A 17550-nucleotide genomic window follows, 5' to 3' on the forward strand; every position below is an offset into this window, starting at 1 on the left:
TAAAATTAGGTTTAATACGATTTTAATGCTCAAAGTCAAAGCACTTTGACTAGCACTCTAATCATTTTCTACCGATGTGTCTTGTTGGATTGTTAGTGTCTTGAAACCGAGGGCCGTTGCAATGCTAATCGAGATTAAAATTGCGATGACACACCAGCCGAGTAAGCTACCAGCAATAAACGATAATGAAAGGAAATTTCTTAGTAAATAAGTTGCTAGGCAAAAGAGTGCGAAGTCTAAAACAAAGTTGCCAATTTTATAAGTAGTTGAACGACTAATAATGAAGAAGTTCAAAACAGCGTGCATAATAGGATTCTTAGTTTGCTCGGCCATGATGGTGAGTGGGCGTTCAAGTGGCACTTTTGTAAAGGAAATCAGTGTTGCGCCAACGAGCCCGCCAAAAATCGTGCGATCCCAAGTAGCACTGTGGACAACCAAACTGTCATAAGCAATGGCAGCAATTGTAACGACTAGTAAATAAGGGATAACGAAGAAAAATAGATTAACGAAAAATGTTTTTTGTTTAGACATAATAAACCTCTCTTTGCAAACATGGTCAGACTTTAATATTTATTATAGGTTAAAGGTTCTTAGAATGCCAACGGTTTATAGGATCTTAATCATTTCTTGGTGTAAAATACCGGCATCCAAGAAACGTTCCTTATCAGTTGCTTGGTAGCCTAAGCGTTCATAAAATGGGACGGCTGTGACTTGAGCATTTAAAATGAGGCCTTTATGACCGGCTTTTTTGGCGGATTCTTCAGCTGCTTGCATTAGTTCTAACCCCAGTCCTCGGTACCGGTAGGCTTTCATGGTAGCAACGCGTTGCACGTGGTAGAAGTTGCCTTCGGTCAATACGCGTAATGTGGCAACAGGTTGTTCATCTAAATAACCTGTGAAGTAGAGTGCTTGGTCTTCAAATTCATCGATTTCTAATTCAGCAGGCACCTTTTGTTCATCAACAAAAACAGCTTGTCGAATAGCGAGACCGTCTTGATAGTAAGGACTTGTTAAATCACGAGTTTGTTTAATTTGCATGAAAAAACCACCAATCGTTTGAATTTATGTAGCTTTACAATGAAATTTGGTACAATAAAAATAATCTTTGCGTTTATAATAGCACAAATAGGCGTTATTTTCGATGAAGTCAAGTGGAGGAATGTTTATGTTTGAGCGTTTGCGTCAATCAAAATTGTTGTTTTGGTCAATTGAACTATTAATTTTAGCCGTTTTGATTTTTGTTTGTACTAAAATTAGTTTCTTATTTGATCCAATAGGAACCTTTATTTCAACCTTATTTGGACCAATCATTGGGGCAGGATTATTATTCTACCTATTTAATCCATTGATTAATTTACTAGGTAAGCTAAAAATATCGCGGAAATGGGCAATTGCGATTATTTTCATCGTCTTTTTCGGCGGGATTATCTTCATTGTGGCCTTAGCGATTCCACAATTAATCCACCAAGTGACACAAGTGGTCACGAATCTACCAGATTACGTGCATCGCTTGCAGGACATGATTGATAAAATTTCATCGAATCCGCATTTAAAGAATATTGATGTTAATAAATACGTTAACCAACTAGACCTAAAACCTTCTAAGATTGCTGAAAACATCATGAAGAGCTTTACTAGTGGTTTTGGCAGCATGATTGGTGCCGTGACGAGTGTGACAATTGGTGTCTTTACAGTACCAATCATGCTCTTTTATATGTTAAAAGACGGTCATCGACTCATTCCAAATATCCAAAAAATGTTACCAGATCGTTATAACGACCAAGTCGCTGATTTATTACGTAAGATGGGCGCAACCATTTCAGCTTATATCGGCGGGCAAGCGCTAGAATGTTTATTCGTCGGTGTGTTTACATTTATTGGTTACCTGATTATTGGGATGCCATATGCCTACTTATTGGGCTTTATCGCCGGTGTTTCCAACATTATTCCATATCTGGGCCCTTATATTGGGATTGCGCCTGCTTTAATTATTAGTTTATCGATTTCAATTCCGAAAACAATCATGGTGATTGTCGTGGTCATCATTGTGCAACAAATTGACGGTAACTTGATTTACCCTAATGTGATTGGTCGTTCCCTAGATATTCACCCATTAACGATTATCATTATCTTGTTAGTTGCCGGTAATATCTACGGTATTTTGGGGATGATTTTAGCAATTCCGTTTTACGCCGTTACCAAAACGGTTGTCGTTTATTTGTACGATATTCAAGCCTTACGCACCAAAGTCGATAAAGCGACTAAATTATAATCGCACAAGACTGATTTGAAGGCGATTTTAACGACTCTTACTGGGTTGAATTTCCATTTTTGACTATGCTATACTGCATAGTAGGTCTTAATCGGCTCAATACGATAATTTATAAGATGAAAGGTAGTGGATGTGACGATGAATCCTGACCCTGGAAGTCCGGTGTGGGGACAGTTACTGTTGATTTTAATTTTAACCTTAGTGAATGCTTTTTTTGCCGCGGCAGAAATTGCGCTAGTATCACTGAGTCGCACGAAGATGGAGAACCAAGCAGAAAATGGCGATAAGAAGGCGCGCGTATTAGTGGAGGTTTTAAGTCACTCCAATAATTTCTTAGCAACGATTCAAGTAGCCATCACATTTGCTGGTTTCTTATCTTCAGCGAGTGCTGCCACAACCATTGCGGGTAGATTAGCACCCCTTTTAGGAAATGCGGCTTGGACAAAGGAAGCAGCCGTATTAATTGTGACGATTGTCTTATCCTATATCTCACTTGTTTTTGGGGAATTATATCCTAAGCAAGTTGCCTTGCATCGCTCAGAAGCGATTGCCAAGGCGGCAGTTCAACCGATTCGCTTCATTGGCGTTTTATTGCGGCCGTTTGTTTGGTTGCTATCAGCGTCAACGACAGTTTTGATGAAGTTAACGCCAATTGATTTTTCTGAGACGGAACCCAAACTAACCCGTGAAGAGATGGTTCATATGATTGAATCCGGGAAAAGTGCAGGGGTCTTAGAATCTGATGAGTACGAAATGTTAGAAGGGATTATCACCCTTAATAAGAAGATGGCCAGAGAGGTCATGGTTCCCAGAACGGACGCCTTTATGGTGGATATCTGTGCGGACAATGATCAAAATATCGATGCTATCTTGGCACAACCATTTTCACGAATCCCAGTCTATCGGGATGATAAAGATCAAATTGTAGGGATTGTCCACATCAAAAACCTACTAAGAGAAGCGCGTGTGAAGGGTTTTTCAGAAACACAATTGGAAACGGTCATGAAAGAACCCTTGTTTGTGCCTGAAACAATCGTGATTGATGACTTATTATTTGAAATGAAACGTACCCAACTCCAGATGGCCATTTTGTTGGATGAATATGGTGGGGTTGTTGGGCTAGTGACAATTGAAGATTTATTAGAAGAAATTGTTGGCGAGATTGAAGATGAATCCGATAAGGCGGATGTGTTGTATCAGAAGATTGACGAGACCCACTACAAGGTAATGGGCCGGATGCCAATTAATGAATTCAACGATGCCTTTCAGACAGATATTCAAATCGCTGATGTTGATACGATTGCTGGGTTTATGATTACTGAGATTGGTGCAATTCCTGTCAGTGGTCATCCAGAATCAATTGATTTACCGAACGGCATTGTTTTAACAACTGGTTCGGTGGTCGGTTCACGTTTATTAGATTTGAAACTAACATTACCAACGACGGTCGCTACCAAAGATGATGCGTCTGAGGCCTAATGACTTTGGCACTAAAGAGAGGATTTAACAATGACACCAACTGAATTAAAAACGGCTGTTGAACGCCGGCGGACTTTTGCAATTATTTCCCATCCGGATGCTGGGAAAACAACAATCACTGAACAACTCTTATTATTCGGGGGCGTCATTCGTCAAGCCGGAACCGTTAAGGGGAAAAAGAGTGGCCAGTTTGCGAAATCTGACTGGATGGATATTGAAAAGCAACGTGGGATTTCTGTTACGAGTTCTGTGATGCAATTTGATTATGCTGGCAAACGGATTAATATCTTGGATACGCCTGGGCATGAAGATTTCTCAGAAGATACTTACCGGACATTGATGGCGGTGGATGCCGCTGTCATGGTGATTGATTCCGCTAAAGGGATTGAACCTCAAACTAAGAAATTATTCAAAGTCTGCAAGATGCGTGGCATTCCTATTTTCACATTTATGAATAAATTAGATCGTGATGGTCGCGAACCACTCGATTTAATCGCTGAATTGGAAGAATTATTGGATATCGAAGGTTGTGCTATGAACTGGCCAATCGGGATGGGTAAAGATTTACGGGGCCTATACGATATTGCTAACAAACGAATTGAAATGTATCGCCCAGAAGATGAAGCCAATCCTTATCTTGCTTTAGATGAAAATGGTGAGATTGCTGGCGATAATCCTTTGAAGGAAGATTCTGTTTACACACAAGCACTAGATGATATTGAATTGATCGGTGAAGCGGGTAATGCTTATGATCCTGCTAAAATTGCTACCGGTGATCAAACACCAATCTTTTTTGGTTCAGCCTTAACGAACTTTGGGGTTAAGACTTTCTTAGAAGCCTTTGTTGATATGGCACCAGCACCAGAAGCGCATCAAACACAAGAAGAAACACAAGTTGAACCAACAAATGAAGATTTCTCAGGTTTCATCTTCAAGATTCAAGCTAATATGAATCCAGCCCATCGTGATCGAATCGCCTTTGTACGGGTTTGTTCAGGCGAATTCCAACGTGGAATTGATGTGACGTTAACTCGGACTGGTAAGAAGATGCGTTTGAATAACTCAACTGAATTTATGGCCGATGCTCGTGAACAAGTAACGAGTGCGGTTGCCGGTGATATTGTTGGGCTATATGATACGGGGAACTTCCAAATCGGTGATACGATTCATACTGGTAAAGAAGCAATCTCATTTGAAAAATTACCTCAATTTACACCAGAATTATTTATGCGCGTCACTGCTAAAAATGTGATGAAGCAAAAATCATTCCATAAAGGGATTCAACAATTGGTTCAAGAAGGGGCCATCCAATTGTACAAGACATACACAACAAGCGACTATATTTTAGGCGCTGTTGGTCAATTGCAATTTGAAGTTTTCCAATATCGGATGCAACATGAATATAATTCTGAAGTGATCATGGAACCAATCGGCTCACGAACAGCCCGTTGGATCGATCCTGAAAAATTAGATCAAAGTATGTCATCATCACGGAACTTACTTGTAAAAGATATTCACGACCAACCACTCTTCTTATTTGAAAATAAATTTGCAGAACGCTGGTTCCAAGATAAGTATCCAGAAGTTAAATTAACAGCTAAATTATAAGAGCGTGCATTCTTAGTGGCAAAGCACGTTTAAACAATCAAAAAGAGGTCTTCTGACAAAATCGATTTTGTCAGAAGACCTCTTTTTATGCGGCGATGAAAAATGTTTTTTTAGTCAAAAGTTAGTAGTGATTCTAATAGCCATTGGCCCCCTTCAAGTTCACACCAACGACTGAGATTGTCGAGCGCAATCACTTGCTTGACGTGCACGCGAGTCTTCAAAGTAAGACGATAGGTAGCCGGTTTTTCGTAAGGGGCGGCCCATAACGTTGCCGTTGTATTATTCAAAGTGGCATCTAAATTAAGGGGTGTGGTTTCAATCACGGTATATTGATTGGTAAACTTGGGCACTTGATAGTCGGCTGTTGCCTTAGGATTAGTTGCATGGAGTTCATAATGCTTGGGTGAAATCCAGAAACTACCAAGGTTAAACCACTGTTGCCCAGAAGTTGCGGTAGCACAACTATAAATCTTCCAAATCGCATATTTTGGCAATCGGGTGGTTGTTAGTGCTTCTTCTGTTGGTCGTTTATAAGTATCAACAGATGCGGTTAACTCGATGAACGGTTTATCAGGAGCATCGCTGTATTTTAGATTGAGTGGATCATATTGGAACCGTACTAGCTGCGTTTCAGCACTGAAGCGTCCCGTTTGATTACTAGAAGTGCGATAGATAAAGTTCACACCGCCTTCTAACGGATTAGCTTGATAATGTTCATTCAAAGCACCAAGTAAAAATTGGGGTTTAATTAGCAAACCACCCTCTAAATCCTGATGAAGCACCATGACTGGTGCCGCTAGTTGGGGTTTATAAAAAAGCCAAATGTTAGTGGGGTCTTCATGGAAATGTTGTTTTAAATTTGTAATTTCGGCTAAATAGTAGCCAGGAAATTTTAACCACGGTAAATCAAGCGTAGCGCCAACTACCCCAGAAAGTGTAATCGAAGGTCGCAGTGGAATTCGATTTTGGTTGAGGTAGTGGATTGTTACTGAACTTTTTCGTGGTTGGACAGGTGTCGTAACCAAATGTTCAGTTTGCTGCGCTTGGGGTTCTTTTTCAAATTGATCAGCTGTCTCGAAGAATTGATTTGTGTTTTCTGGTTCAGGAGTAGCTTGATTAAAGTGCGTCTCTGGTTGAATGGTTGGGGGCTTTGGCCGCCGTCTAAATAACGATTGAATCAGGTTAATAAAATTCATACGGACTCCTTGTGGAACGTTATTTACTTAATACTAGTCTATCATAAATTAGAAAAAGAGTGGTTTATAATCGTCACTAATTTGACTAGAATTTTAAATAAAAAGCGTACACCTAGAGGACATTATTATCCGCTGACTAATTTGGCTAGCAAAAAAAGGGATTAGGGCAAAAATTTTATTTGCCTTAATCCCTTTTAATCCCTTTTAATCATCTTTTATGATAAATCGAGTACTTGTAATTGGGTTGGTTGATGCAAGATACGCCCAACAGCAAGGGGGACGATTGAGATGACGAGTTCACCAGTTCTGGAAATGACGGCGCGTTCAAGATGGCCGCCAAAAACGCTTGTGTCTAAGCGGGCAAAACTGGCGTGCAAGTGAGTTGAAATCTTACCATCCGCATTTTCAACGTTACCACTCAGTGATAAGAGTTCGACCTGTTCTTGGCTACGCGTTTCAACGTAGCTGTCGCTGTCTGGTGAGTAAACACTGACAGTGACATCATTGCAGGCACCAATTCCTGAGATGGCACCTAATTGGTCCGGTAAAGTAGCGGCTAAATATTTCAATTCGGTGATGAGTTCATCGCCAACTTCTAAACGACAAATAATTTGTTGCCCTTTTTGAACAGTTTGCATCGTAAAATCCTCCCTCAATAAGCTTAATGGGTATTATACGATACGGCATATCGAATTGCTATTATTTTGATTGCACACAAAAAGCCACTACCAAAGTTATCGGTAGTGGCCTGCTTTCAACCGTCTAAGAGGCGGTAGTAGAAGGGGTTGGAATGGTAATCTCAACTAATGAGCCATCGTTTAGGATTTCAACATCGTCGGTTGAATCAATATCGACTAATTCCTTGAGTACAAAATCAATTTCAGCTTGTTGAATATGTCGCTTGTCATTTTTTAGAAGAATTTCACGCGTTTTAGATGAGCGGGTGAAAAGGACTGTTGTTTTGCCAAGCGAATAGACGCTCACATAGTCGGCTTTAGTGGTTGCTAATTGTTGTGTTACTAAACGGTGATAAGAATTTGTAATATTAATGAGTCTCATACTAATCACTCCCTAATCATTTAAGTCCTACTAATAGTATAACTGAAAGCGGTTTATATAACACGGATTTAATCTTAAAATATGATAATAAATCTTAATATTTGCTATTATCCTTGCACAATTTGAATCTGATCATCAATTAACTGCGCTTTTAATTGCTTATGTTCTGGATGATCTAAATAATAATCGGCAACGCGATCTTCAATTTGTTCTTGAATAACACGGCGTAGTGGCCGAGCGCCCATTTCAGGGTTGTAGCCCAAATCAACTAATTTAGATTTAGCGTCATCCGTCACAGCGATATGGAGGCCTTGGTCGGCAATCATCGCGTTAGTTTGATCAAGCATTAAGCTGACAATCTTCAATAGATTATCTTTACTTAATGGTTGGAATTCAATAATATCGTCGAAACGATTTAAGAATTCTGGTTTAAAGTAGTTCGTTAACTGATCGAGAATTGAATGGGTTTGGCCAGCGACAGCTGCACCGAAACCAACGTTAGCCTCAGCATCAGTTTGCCCAGCGTTAGACGTCATGATAATGATTGTGTCTTTGAAGCTGACAGTCCGACCTTGTGAATCGGTTAGACGACCGTCATCTAGAATTTGTAAGAACATATGCATAACGTCAGGGTGAGCCTTTTCGATTTCATCCAAAAGAATCAAACTATAAGGGTTACGACGAACTTGTTCCGTTAATTGCCCGGCTTCTTCATAACCAACGTAGCCAGGAGGTGAACCAATCAATTTCGACACACTGAATTTTTCCATGTATTCACTCATATCGAAACGAATCATCGCATCAGTGCTACCAAATAGTTCTTTGGCAATTTGTTTGGCTAATTCTGTTTTACCAACCCCAGTTGGGCCAACAAAGAGGAAGGAACCAATTGGTCGGCCGGATTTATTGAAACCAATCCGACTACGACGAATTGAACGAGCGACTTTATCAACTGCGGTATCTTGACCAATGACACGTGATTCGAGATCTTGGGCCAAATTTTTAAGTTGTGCTTGTTCCTGAGCCTTCAATTCACCAACTGGAATATGGGTTTTTTCTTCGACGATTTTTTCCATATCCTTTTCGGTAATTGTTGGTTCTTGGGATTTTTCAACTGAATTATTAGCCTTCATTTCGGAGAGCTGTGTGACTTGGTCACGATAGGTAGCTGCTTTTTCGTAATCTTCTTGTTTGAGGGCTTCTTGTTTTTGCGTTTCTGCAGTTTTAATCTTGGCTTCTAATTCCTTAGGATCCATCAAGGTAATCGTCAAGTTTTTCTTAGAACCTGCTTCATCCAAAAGGTCGATAGCCTTGTCAGGCAAGTAACGATCTTGGATGTAACGACTGGAAAGCGCCGCTGCTGCTTTAAGCGCCTCATCCGTATAGTGAACGTGGTGATAACTTTCGTATTTATCTTGAAGCCCTTTGAGAATTAGAACGGTTTCGTCAACAGATGGTTCGTTGACTGCGACCGGTTGAAGACGACGTGCAAGGGCTGCGTCTTTTTCAATCTGACGGAATTCATTATTAGTTGTGGCACCAACAAGTTGTAGTTCGCCACGCGCAAGGGCGGGTTTCAACACGTTTCCGGCGTCCATGCCGCCTTCAGCGTTGCCAGCCCCTACAATTTCGTGAATTTCATCGATAAAGAGGATAATCTGCTTATTTTGTTTGAGTTCAGTGATCAACTGTTGCATCCGTTCCTCAAATTGACCGCGAATACCAGTCCCTTGTACTAATGAAACGACATCCAAGCGAATGACTTGGCGGTCTTTCAATTTAGCAGGAACGTCGCCGTCGGCAATTTTTTGTGCTAAACCTTCGACAACAGCTGTTTTACCAACACCGGCTTCACCAATTAAGACCGGATTGTTCTTGGTACGCCGATTGAGAATTTCAATGACACGTGCGATTTCCTTGTCGCGGCCAATGACCGGATCAATTTGACCACCTTTAGCGAGGTTGGTGAGGTTCACCCCAAATTGGCTGAGTAAGCTTTCACCATTTTGACCGTTATTACCGCCGCCATTACGACCGCCTTGTGTTTGGGGGCCTTGGTTGGCAGCTGATTGACGTTCAGCATTTGGGTTATTGATGGCATTGAAGAGTTCATCAAGATTACTAAAACCAAATGGATCGTTGTATTGACCACTCATTCCTTGTTGTTTTAGTGCTTGATAACAGTTTTGACAAAGGTTAATGGCTTGGTTTTGACCATTGACACTGGTGTAGAGATGGATTGTTGCTGGATTTTTTTGACAATTTTGACAAAGCATTTAATCTGTCACAACCTTTCGCCTATTAAATGTAACGTCAAAGTTTGTTTGACTATCTTTGACCTTAAATAAATTATAATCATCTCTAAAAAAAGTTGCAAGTAATCGAACTCGAAAATAAAACTTTATTTGTGGGTCAAAATTGCGTACAATTGGAAGCAGTGACGCCACTTAATAAATGAAAAGAGGGTCACTAAAAATAATTATCGAGACGTGATAAAGGAGTGATTCAGATGGCAAGAGATTTTTTAGCAGAGATGGATGCCTTGTTAAATCACGAAAAAGAAACTATCGTTGTTGAACACGATGAGTTTTTAGACTTTCAGAAAGTATGGGTCAATTACAACCATCGAAAAGAAATTGTAGGCGCTGCCCAACGAAATGGGCAGGTGATTTACCGCTGTGCTGAAAGCGGTATAGTGTAGACTACCATTAATTTTGTTAGCGAAACTGTTGTAGTATTTTTCAAAAAATGGTAATCTTAATATTCGAAAGGGTAGACACCATCAGTGACTACTTATTTCGGCCAAAATAAATCTATAATTAGATAAAAGGGGATCGATTAACATGGAAAAACGCGATTTTCACGTAGTAGCAGACACAGGTATCCACGCACGTCCAGCTACATTATTGGTACAAACAGCAAGCAAATTTAACTCAGATGTCAACTTAGAATACAAAGGTAAATCTGTAAACTTGAAATCAATCATGGGCGTTATGTCACTTGGTGTTGGCCAAGGCGCAGACGTTACAATTTCTGCTGAAGGTGCTGATGAAGCAGACGCAATCAACGCAATTGAAGAAACAATGAAAAAGGAAGGTTTATCTGAATAATGACTAAACTAAGAGGGATTGCTGCCAGTGATGGTATCGCTACTGCGAAAGCCTACATGTTAGTGCAACCCGATTTGTCATTTTCGAAATCAACTATTTCAGATTCAGAAAAAGAGATTAATCGTTTGCATAAGGCCTTACAAGATTCTACGAGTGATCTAGAGACCATTCGGAAGATTGCTGCTGAATCATTAGGAGAAGAAGAAGCACAAGTTTTTGACGCTCACATGATGATTTTAGCAGACCCAGAATTTACCGGCGCTATCGAAGGTAAAATCAATGATGACAAGGTTAATGCTGAGCAAGCGTTGAAAGAGGTCGCGGATTTATTCGTGGCCACTTTTGAGGCTATGACTGATAACGCATACATGCAAGAACGTGCTGCTGACATCAAAGATGTTACGAAGCGAGTTCTCAGTCATTTATTAGGGGTAACACTCCCTAACCCAGCATTAATTGATGAAGAAGTAATTGTGATTGCTCATGACTTGACACCTAGTGACACAGCCCAATTAAACGGTAAATTCGTTAAGGCTTTTGTAACTGATGTTGGTGGTCGGACGTCACATTCTGCCATTATGGCACGTTCTTTAGAAATTCCTGCAATTGTTGGGACTGAAACAGTCACACAAGATGTTAAAGCTGGCGACTTATTAATTGTCGATGGTATTAACGGTGATGTTGTTTTAGATCCGACAGATGCTGATATTGCTGAATATGATGTGAAGGCCCAAGCCTTTGCTGATCAAAAGGCAGAATGGGAAAAACTAAAGAATGAAAAGTCCGTTACTAAAGACGGCAAAACATTCACGGTTGCTGCTAATATCGGAACACCTAAAGATTTAGCTGGTGTTCTTGAAAATGGCTCTGAAGCAATCGGTTTATATCGGACAGAATTCTTATATATGGATTCAGCTGAGTTACCTAGTGAAGATGACCAGTTCGAAGCTTATAAATCAGTTCTAGAAGGTATGGACGGCAAACCAGTTGTTGTGCGGACAATGGATATCGGTGGGGATAAGAAATTACCTTACTTACCATTACCAGAAGAAATGAATCCGTTCTTAGGCTACCGAGCAATTCGGATTAGTTTAGATCGTGATGACATTTTCAGAACACAATTGCGCGCCTTATTACGTGCTTCTAACTATGGTAAGTTACGGATCATGTTCCCAATGATCGCAACTGTTGCTGAATTCCGTCAAGCTAAAGGGATTCTCGAAGATGAAAAAGCACAATTAATTGCTGCAGGTCAAACTGTATCTGACGATTTACAAGTTGGGATGATGGTTGAAATTCCAGCCAGCGCCGTATTGGCTAACCAATTTGCTAAAGAAGTTGATTTCTTCAGTATCGGGACGAACGACTTGATTCAATACACAATGGCTGCTGATCGGATGAACGAACGTGTTTCATACCTTTACCAACCTTATAATCCAGCAATCTTACGTCTTATTAAGAACGTCATTGACGCTTCTCATAAAGAAGGTAAGTGGACTGGTATGTGTGGGGAAGCTGCCGGAGATTCAATCATGGCACCACTCCTTGTCGGGATGGGCTTAGATGAATTCTCAATGAGCGCAACTTCTGTGTTACGAGTTCGTAGTTTGATGAAACGTTTAGACACAACTGAATTAACTGATTTAGTTGAAACAGCTGTTAACGTCAATACAAGCAACGAAGAAAATCAAAAATTAGTCGAAGATTTTATGAAAGATCGTTAGGCTTAAACTTTTTAAAGGGTGTTAAGACAAAATTACTTTTGTCTTAACACCCTTTTTTGATAGCCAAAAGTATTAATGATTGACAGAAGTGTTTCTGGATTGTAAACTGAATTCATGATTACAAATGTAAACGAAAGAATGTGAACGAGATGGCAGAAAATACAAATGAAATTACGACTTCCGAATGGGAAGTGATGCGCATTGTCTGGTCACTTGGGCAAGTCAATAGTCGTGATTTAATTGATTTACTTCAACAAAAGCGTGATTGGCAAGATTCAACCATCAAAACATTGATTGGCCGTTTGGTTAAAAAGGGCTTCTTAAAGACAGAAAAGGAAGGGCGACGTTTTAATTACACGGCAACCGTTCCTGAAATTGAAGCGATGGACAATGCGACGCAGAGCCTTTTTGAACACTTGTGTGGTATGAAAAAAGGGCAGACGTTAGCCGCTCTAATTGAACAAACGACTTTGAGTCAGACGGATATTTTACAATTACAAGAACTACTAACAGCCAAAGCAGCTACTGCACCAGAAAAAGTGGCTTGCGACTGTTTGCCAAATAAATGTGACTGTGAAAAGGAGGAATAGCGATGAAACACGATGATATGGAGATGCACGATCATGAGATGGGGGAAATGGACATGCACGATATGCATGATATGGATCATGATCACGGCGATATGATGATGCATGGTGGACATATGATGCACATGGGTAATTTGAAACAGAAGTTCTGGGTCTCATTAGTCGCAACAATTCCGATTATTATATTATCGCCTTTTATGGGGATTAAATTACCATTTCAAACCACGTTCCCTGGTTCGGATTGGTTAGTCCTCTTATTAGCAACCTTCCTATTCTTTTATGGTGGGGCACCCTTCTTAAAAGGCGCAAAGGGCGAATTGGCCGAGAAGAACCCAGCGATGATGACGTTGATTGCGATGGGGATTACGGTATCGTATGGCTATAGTTTATACGCCTTTATTGCCAACCATTTCTTGGCACCACAAACGCACGTGATGGATTTCTTCTGGGAACTGGCAACGTTAATCGTTATCATGTTGTTAGGTCACTGGATTGAAATGAACGCCGTCATGAGCGCTGGGAGTGCGATGGAGAAGATGGCCGCCTTATTACCCGGTCAAGCCCAAGTCCTTGACCAAGATGGCCAGCAGCACGCTGTTGATTTGAAGGATTTACAAGAAGGCCAAACCGTGTTGGTGGCAGCAGGCGAAAAAGTCCCAGCAGATGGTCTTGTGGTGAATGGTCAAAGTCAGGTGAACGAATCATTGGTGACTGGTGAAGCCAAAGCAGTCGCTAAAAAGACTGGCGACCAAGTGATTGGTGGGACAGTCAATGGCGACGGGACATTAACCGTTAAAGTCACGGGGACTGGTGAGAGTGGTTATTTAGCCCAAGTGATGAAGTTGATCAAACAGGCGCAACAAGAAAAATCAAAAGTCGAAGGCTTAGCTGACAAGGTTGCTAAATATCTTTTCTACGCAGCGTTAGTGGCTGGTATTATTGCTTTTATCAGTTGGTTTTTCTTAGCTGATTTAAATACTGCGTTTGAACGAATGGTGACGGTCTTCATCATCGCTTGTCCGCATGCACTTGGTTTAGCGATTCCATTAGTTGTTGCTCGGAGTACAGCGATTGCAGCCACTAACGGCTTATTAATTCGTAACCGTCAAGCCATTGAAGTTGCGGATCAAATTACGATGGTCTTAATGGATAAAACAGGAACGTTGACGCAAGGGGCTTTTAAGGTCAATGCAGTTCAACCAACTGGCGAGATGTCAAAAAACCAATTGATGGCTTATATGGGTGCTTTGGAACGACATTCAAGTCATCCATTGGCAACCGGAATTTTGGCTTATAATGACGCTGAAAAAATTACGATGCCTCAAGCTGAAAACGTACAAACGATTCAAGGGGTCGGGCTGACGGGCGAAATTGAAGGCCAATCCTATCAAATTGTTACGGCCGATTATCTGCAAGAAAAGCAAATCGTATTTGATATGGCAGCCTTTGAAACGTTAGCGGCTAAGGGTAATTCCATTAGTTATTTAATTCAAGGCCAAACTGTCTTAGGATTGGTCGCGCAAGGTGATCAGTTGAAACCAGAAGCACTGACTTTCATCAAGGCGTTGAAAAAACGGCATATTCAACCGGTAATGTTGACGGGTGATAATCAGCAGGTTGCCGAAAAGGTAGCGCAACAATTAGGTGGCATGATGGTTCAAGCCAATTTGAAGCCAGAAGATAAGGAAGCGCTAGTTAAAGATTATCAAGCAAAGGGCGAAGTGGTCCTAATGGTTGGTGATGGTGTCAACGACGCGCCAAGTTTGACGCGAGCTGATATTGGGATTGCGATTGGTGCGGGCACGGATGTCGCAATTGATTCCGCAGATGTAATCTTGGTCAAGAGTAACCCAAATGATATTATGCACTTCTTGAATTTAGCGCATGCTACTAGTCGGAAGATGACGCAAAATCTTTGGTGGGGAGCTGGCTACAACATTTTAGCGATTCCATTGGCGGGTGGTTTATTTGCCGCTTGGGGCTTAATTTTAAGTCCAGCCATTGGCGCCATCTTGATGTCGCTTTCAACAATTGTCGTAGCGATTAATGCGATGACATTAAAATTAAAAAACTAAGCAAACTTGTCAATCCTTTTTTTAACCCGGTCAGGCTAATCCTGATAAGGGCGCGGGAAAGAAAAAGTTGTGCGCAATTGGCGTATACAACATACAGTTGGTGTACGCCTTTTTTAATGTCCAATACACTATATATAGTTGATTGGCATCTTAAATTCGTCTATGATGGGGATAGTGATTTTTTAAAGGAGACTGGTGCAATGTTGGAAATACGTGAAGAACAAGAACCAAAAATGGCTTTAGAGATTAAAGTCGTCAAACGAGATGGACGTATTTTACCCTTTTCAGCGGATAAAATTGAACAAGCGGTTATCAAAGCAGCTAAAAACGTTAAAACTGAATTAGAACCACTTGATTATCAAATTTTAAATTCAGTGGCAACCGATGTCGTGAGTGAAGTCGGTGCGCGGTTTGATAAAGACGTTAAAATCTATGAAATCCAAAATATTGTTGAACATAAACTATTAGAACATCATCAATATGACATTGCCCAGGAATATATTAATTATCGGACGCAACGGGATTTTGCCCGCAATAAGGCAACTGATATCAATTTTACGATTCAAAAATTATTGGCTAAGGATCAAACCGTGGTCAATGAAAATGCCAATAAGGATAGCCAAGTATTCAATACACAACGGGACTTAACGGCTGGCACTGTTGCTAAGGCAATGGGGCTTAAGATGTTACCACCTAAGGTTGCCAATGCACATCTAAAAGGTGAAATTCACTGGCACGATTTGGATTACCAACCCTACAGCCCAATGACCAACTGTTGTTTAATTGATTTTAAAGAAATGTTGAATCATGGCTTTAAAATTGGGAATGCCGAAGTTGAAGCCCCACATTCAATCCAAACAGCTACGGCCCAAATGTCACAAATCATTGCCAACGTTGCTTCTAGTCAATATGGTGGCTGTTCAGCTGATCGAGTTGATGAATTATTGGCACCTTTTGCACAGAAGAACTATGACAAGCATTTAGCAGATGCTCAAAACTGGATTGATGGCGAAGCCAAACAAACAGCGTACGCCCAAACTAAGACTGAAAAAGATATTTATGATGCGATGCAAGCATTGGAATATGAAATTAATACTTTATATTCATCACAAGGCCAAACACCATTCACAACACTTGGCTTTGGTTTAGGGACAAGTTGGATGGAACGTGCCATTCAAAAAGCAATCTTAGAAATTCGGATTGAAGGTTTAGGTAAGGAAAAGAGAACGGCTATTTTCCCTAAACTCGTTTTTGCTGTTAAACGTGGTTTAAACTTAGCCCCAACTGATCCAAACTATGATATTAAACAACTAGCTGTTGAATGTGCAACTAAACGGATGTACCCTGATGTTTTAATGTACGACAAGTTAGTTGAATTAACAGGTTCATTTAAGGCACCAATGGGGTGTCGGAGTTTCTTACAAGGCTGGAAGAACGAACAAGGACAAGAGGTCAACAGTGGCCGTATGAACTTGGGTGTTGTAACAGTTAACTTGCCACGGATTGCGCTTGAAGCGGCTGGCGATCAAGCTAAGTTCTGGGAAATCCTAGAACAACGCTTGAAGGTCTGCAAGGAAGCCCTTGTCTTCAAAGTGGAACGTGCTAAGGAAGCTAAACCTGAAAACGCCCCAATTCTTTATCGTTACGGTGCTTTTGGCAAACGCTTGAAGAAAACGGACAGTGTTGATGAAGTCTTCAAGAATTCACGCGCAACAGTTTCATTGGGCTATATTGGCCTCTACGAAGTCGGTGCAGCCTTCTTCGGCCCAGATTGGGAAAAGGATGCAACTGCTAAGCAATTTACGTTAGACGTGGTTAAGGACCTCTATAACCACTGTGTCGATTGGGAAAAGGAATACGGGTATCACTTCTCAGTTTATAGTACACCTGCTGAAAGTTTAACGAATACTTTCTGCCAAAAAGACACGCAAAAATTTGGGATTGTCGAAAACATTACGGATAAGGAATACTACACGAATAGTTTCCATTATGATGTTCGTAAGGCACCAACCCCATTTGAAAAGTTAGACTTTGAAAAAGATTATCCTAAATATTGTGCCGGTGGTTTTATTCACTATTGTGAATACCCAAATCTACGTCAAAATCCTAAGGCCCTAGAAGCCGTTTGGGATTATGCTTATGATCGTGTTGGCTATTTAGGGACTAACACACCAATTGATCAATGTTTCAAGTGTGGTTTCAAGGGCGACTTTAAGCCAACTGAACGGGGCTTCCAATGCCCACAATGTGGTAACACGGATCCAGCAACGTGTGACGTTGTTAAACGGACCTGCGGTTATTTAGGGAACCCACAACAACGGCCAATGGTTCACGGTCGTCATAAGGAAATCTCAAGTCGTGTCAAACATATGCACATCACGATTGGTAATGATAATAATAACGTTGCAAGACAATAAACGGTTTTGAGTTGAGGAGTTTG

Annotated in this window: 15 protein-coding genes; 9 read left to right on the forward strand and 6 right to left on the reverse strand. The window is 40.8% G+C overall.

The window, feature by feature from the left end; translation table 11 throughout:
• Positions 1–57: 57 nt before the first annotated feature.
• Positions 58–531 (reverse strand): hypothetical protein, encoded by a 474-nt coding sequence (locus ACPBEH_RS10100; RefSeq protein ID WP_424349083.1) that lies wholly within the window; start codon positions 529–531, stop codon positions 58–60.
• Between the two features lie 75 nt (positions 532–606).
• A complete protein-coding gene (locus tag ACPBEH_RS10105) occupies positions 607–1038 on the reverse strand; it encodes a GNAT family N-acetyltransferase (protein WP_424349084.1) in 432 nt (143 codons plus the stop codon).
• Between the two features lie 127 nt (positions 1039–1165).
• On the opposite strand from ACPBEH_RS10105, the gene ACPBEH_RS10110 reads away from it, so the two are divergent.
• From ACPBEH_RS10110 to ACPBEH_RS10120, 3 genes are all read left to right on the forward strand, one after another.
• On the forward strand, positions 1166–2272 hold the full coding sequence (locus ACPBEH_RS10110) for an AI-2E family transporter (RefSeq protein WP_424349085.1): 1107 nt from the start codon (positions 1166–1168) through the stop codon (positions 2270–2272).
• Positions 2273–2410: 138 nt separating this feature from the next.
• Positions 2411–3751: a hemolysin family protein gene (locus tag ACPBEH_RS10115; protein WP_424349086.1), complete on the forward strand. Its 1341-nt coding sequence runs from the start codon at positions 2411–2413 to the stop codon at positions 3749–3751.
• 30 nt (positions 3752–3781) lie between these two features.
• A complete protein-coding gene (locus ACPBEH_RS10120) occupies positions 3782–5359 on the forward strand; it encodes a peptide chain release factor 3 (RefSeq protein ID WP_424349087.1) in 1578 nt (525 codons plus the stop codon).
• Positions 5360–5469: 110 nt separating this feature from the next.
• Here ACPBEH_RS10120 and ACPBEH_RS10125 read toward each other — a convergent pair whose 3' ends face one another.
• The 4 genes from ACPBEH_RS10125 to ACPBEH_RS10140 form a co-directional block, all read right to left on the reverse strand.
• Positions 5470–6555 carry a MucBP domain-containing protein gene (locus ACPBEH_RS10125; protein ID WP_424349088.1) on the reverse strand — a complete coding sequence of 362 codons (1086 nt, stop codon included), beginning with the start codon at positions 6553–6555 and terminating at the stop codon, positions 5470–5472.
• 215 nt (positions 6556–6770) lie between these two features.
• Positions 6771–7193: a PPC domain-containing DNA-binding protein gene (locus ACPBEH_RS10130; RefSeq protein WP_076645404.1), complete on the reverse strand. Its 423-nt coding sequence runs from the start codon at positions 7191–7193 to the stop codon at positions 6771–6773.
• Between the two features lie 124 nt (positions 7194–7317).
• Positions 7318–7614 (reverse strand): DUF1827 family protein, encoded by a 297-nt coding sequence (locus ACPBEH_RS10135; protein WP_011375157.1) that lies wholly within the window; start codon positions 7612–7614, stop codon positions 7318–7320.
• A 107-nt stretch (positions 7615–7721) separates the two neighbouring features.
• Positions 7722–9890: an AAA family ATPase gene (locus tag ACPBEH_RS10140; protein ID WP_424349089.1), complete on the reverse strand. Its 2169-nt coding sequence runs from the start codon at positions 9888–9890 to the stop codon at positions 7722–7724.
• Positions 9891–10123: 233 nt separating this feature from the next.
• On the opposite strand from ACPBEH_RS10140, the gene ACPBEH_RS10145 reads away from it, so the two are divergent.
• The 6 genes from ACPBEH_RS10145 to nrdD all read left to right on the forward strand — a co-directional run bounded on the left by ACPBEH_RS10145 (position 10124) and on the right by nrdD (position 17527).
• On the forward strand, positions 10124–10315 hold the full coding sequence (locus ACPBEH_RS10145; protein ID WP_424349090.1) for a hypothetical protein: 192 nt from the start codon (positions 10124–10126) through the stop codon (positions 10313–10315).
• 142 nt (positions 10316–10457) lie between these two features.
• Positions 10458–10724, forward strand: a complete 267-nt coding sequence (locus ACPBEH_RS10150; protein ID WP_004265632.1) for a phosphocarrier protein HPr — start codon at positions 10458–10460, stop codon at positions 10722–10724.
• On the forward strand, positions 10724–12448 hold the full coding sequence (ptsP, locus tag ACPBEH_RS10155) for a phosphoenolpyruvate--protein phosphotransferase (protein WP_424349091.1): 1725 nt from the start codon (positions 10724–10726) through the stop codon (positions 12446–12448). Before ACPBEH_RS10150 ends, ptsP begins: the two co-directional genes overlap by 1 nt.
• Positions 12449–12597: 149 nt before the next feature.
• Positions 12598–13038: a CopY/TcrY family copper transport repressor gene (locus ACPBEH_RS10160; protein WP_424349092.1), complete on the forward strand. Its 441-nt coding sequence runs from the start codon at positions 12598–12600 to the stop codon at positions 13036–13038.
• A gap of 2 nt (positions 13039–13040) precedes the next feature.
• On the forward strand, positions 13041–15110 hold the full coding sequence (locus ACPBEH_RS10165) for a heavy metal translocating P-type ATPase (protein ID WP_424349093.1): 2070 nt from the start codon (positions 13041–13043) through the stop codon (positions 15108–15110).
• Positions 15111–15310: 200 nt separating this feature from the next.
• A complete protein-coding gene (gene nrdD, locus ACPBEH_RS10170; protein ID WP_424349094.1) occupies positions 15311–17527 on the forward strand; it encodes an anaerobic ribonucleoside-triphosphate reductase in 2217 nt (738 codons plus the stop codon).
• The last annotated feature ends 23 nt before the right edge of the window (positions 17528–17550 follow it).

The sequence above is a fragment of the Latilactobacillus parasakei genome, assembly GCF_049674265.1.
GTDB lineage: Bacteria > Bacillota > Bacilli > Lactobacillales > Lactobacillaceae > Latilactobacillus > Latilactobacillus sakei.

Bases quoted from the DNA above. Each gene is read 5' to 3' on its own strand.
- ACPBEH_RS10100 (WP_424349083.1), bottom strand. From the start codon at position 531: ATGTCTAAACAAAAAACATTTTTCGTTAATCTATTTTTCTTCGTTATC.
- ACPBEH_RS10135 (WP_011375157.1), bottom strand. From the start codon at position 7,614: ATGAGACTCATTAATATTACAAATTCTTATCACCGTTTAGTAACACAA.
- ACPBEH_RS10115 (WP_424349086.1), top strand. From the start codon at position 2,411: ATGAATCCTGACCCTGGAAGTCCGGTGTGGGGACAGTTACTGTTGATT.
- ACPBEH_RS10165 (WP_424349093.1), top strand. From the start codon at position 13,041: ATGAAACACGATGATATGGAGATGCACGATCATGAGATGGGGGAAATG.
- ptsP (WP_424349091.1), top strand. From the start codon at position 10,724: ATGACTAAACTAAGAGGGATTGCTGCCAGTGATGGTATCGCTACTGCG.
- ACPBEH_RS10145 (WP_424349090.1), top strand. From the start codon at position 10,124: ATGGCAAGAGATTTTTTAGCAGAGATGGATGCCTTGTTAAATCACGAA.
- ACPBEH_RS10140 (WP_424349089.1), bottom strand. From the start codon at position 9,890: ATGCTTTGTCAAAATTGTCAAAAAAATCCAGCAACAATCCATCTCTAC.
- ACPBEH_RS10110 (WP_424349085.1), top strand. From the start codon at position 1,166: ATGTTTGAGCGTTTGCGTCAATCAAAATTGTTGTTTTGGTCAATTGAA.
- ACPBEH_RS10130 (WP_076645404.1), bottom strand. From the start codon at position 7,193: ATGCAAACTGTTCAAAAAGGGCAACAAATTATTTGTCGTTTAGAAGTT.
- ACPBEH_RS10125 (WP_424349088.1), bottom strand. From the start codon at position 6,555: ATGAATTTTATTAACCTGATTCAATCGTTATTTAGACGGCGGCCAAAG.
- ACPBEH_RS10160 (WP_424349092.1), top strand. From the start codon at position 12,598: ATGGCAGAAAATACAAATGAAATTACGACTTCCGAATGGGAAGTGATG.
- ACPBEH_RS10120 (WP_424349087.1), top strand. From the start codon at position 3,782: ATGACACCAACTGAATTAAAAACGGCTGTTGAACGCCGGCGGACTTTT.
- ACPBEH_RS10150 (WP_004265632.1), top strand. From the start codon at position 10,458: ATGGAAAAACGCGATTTTCACGTAGTAGCAGACACAGGTATCCACGCA.
- nrdD (WP_424349094.1), top strand. From the start codon at position 15,311: ATGTTGGAAATACGTGAAGAACAAGAACCAAAAATGGCTTTAGAGATT.
- ACPBEH_RS10105 (WP_424349084.1), bottom strand. From the start codon at position 1,038: ATGCAAATTAAACAAACTCGTGATTTAACAAGTCCTTACTATCAAGAC.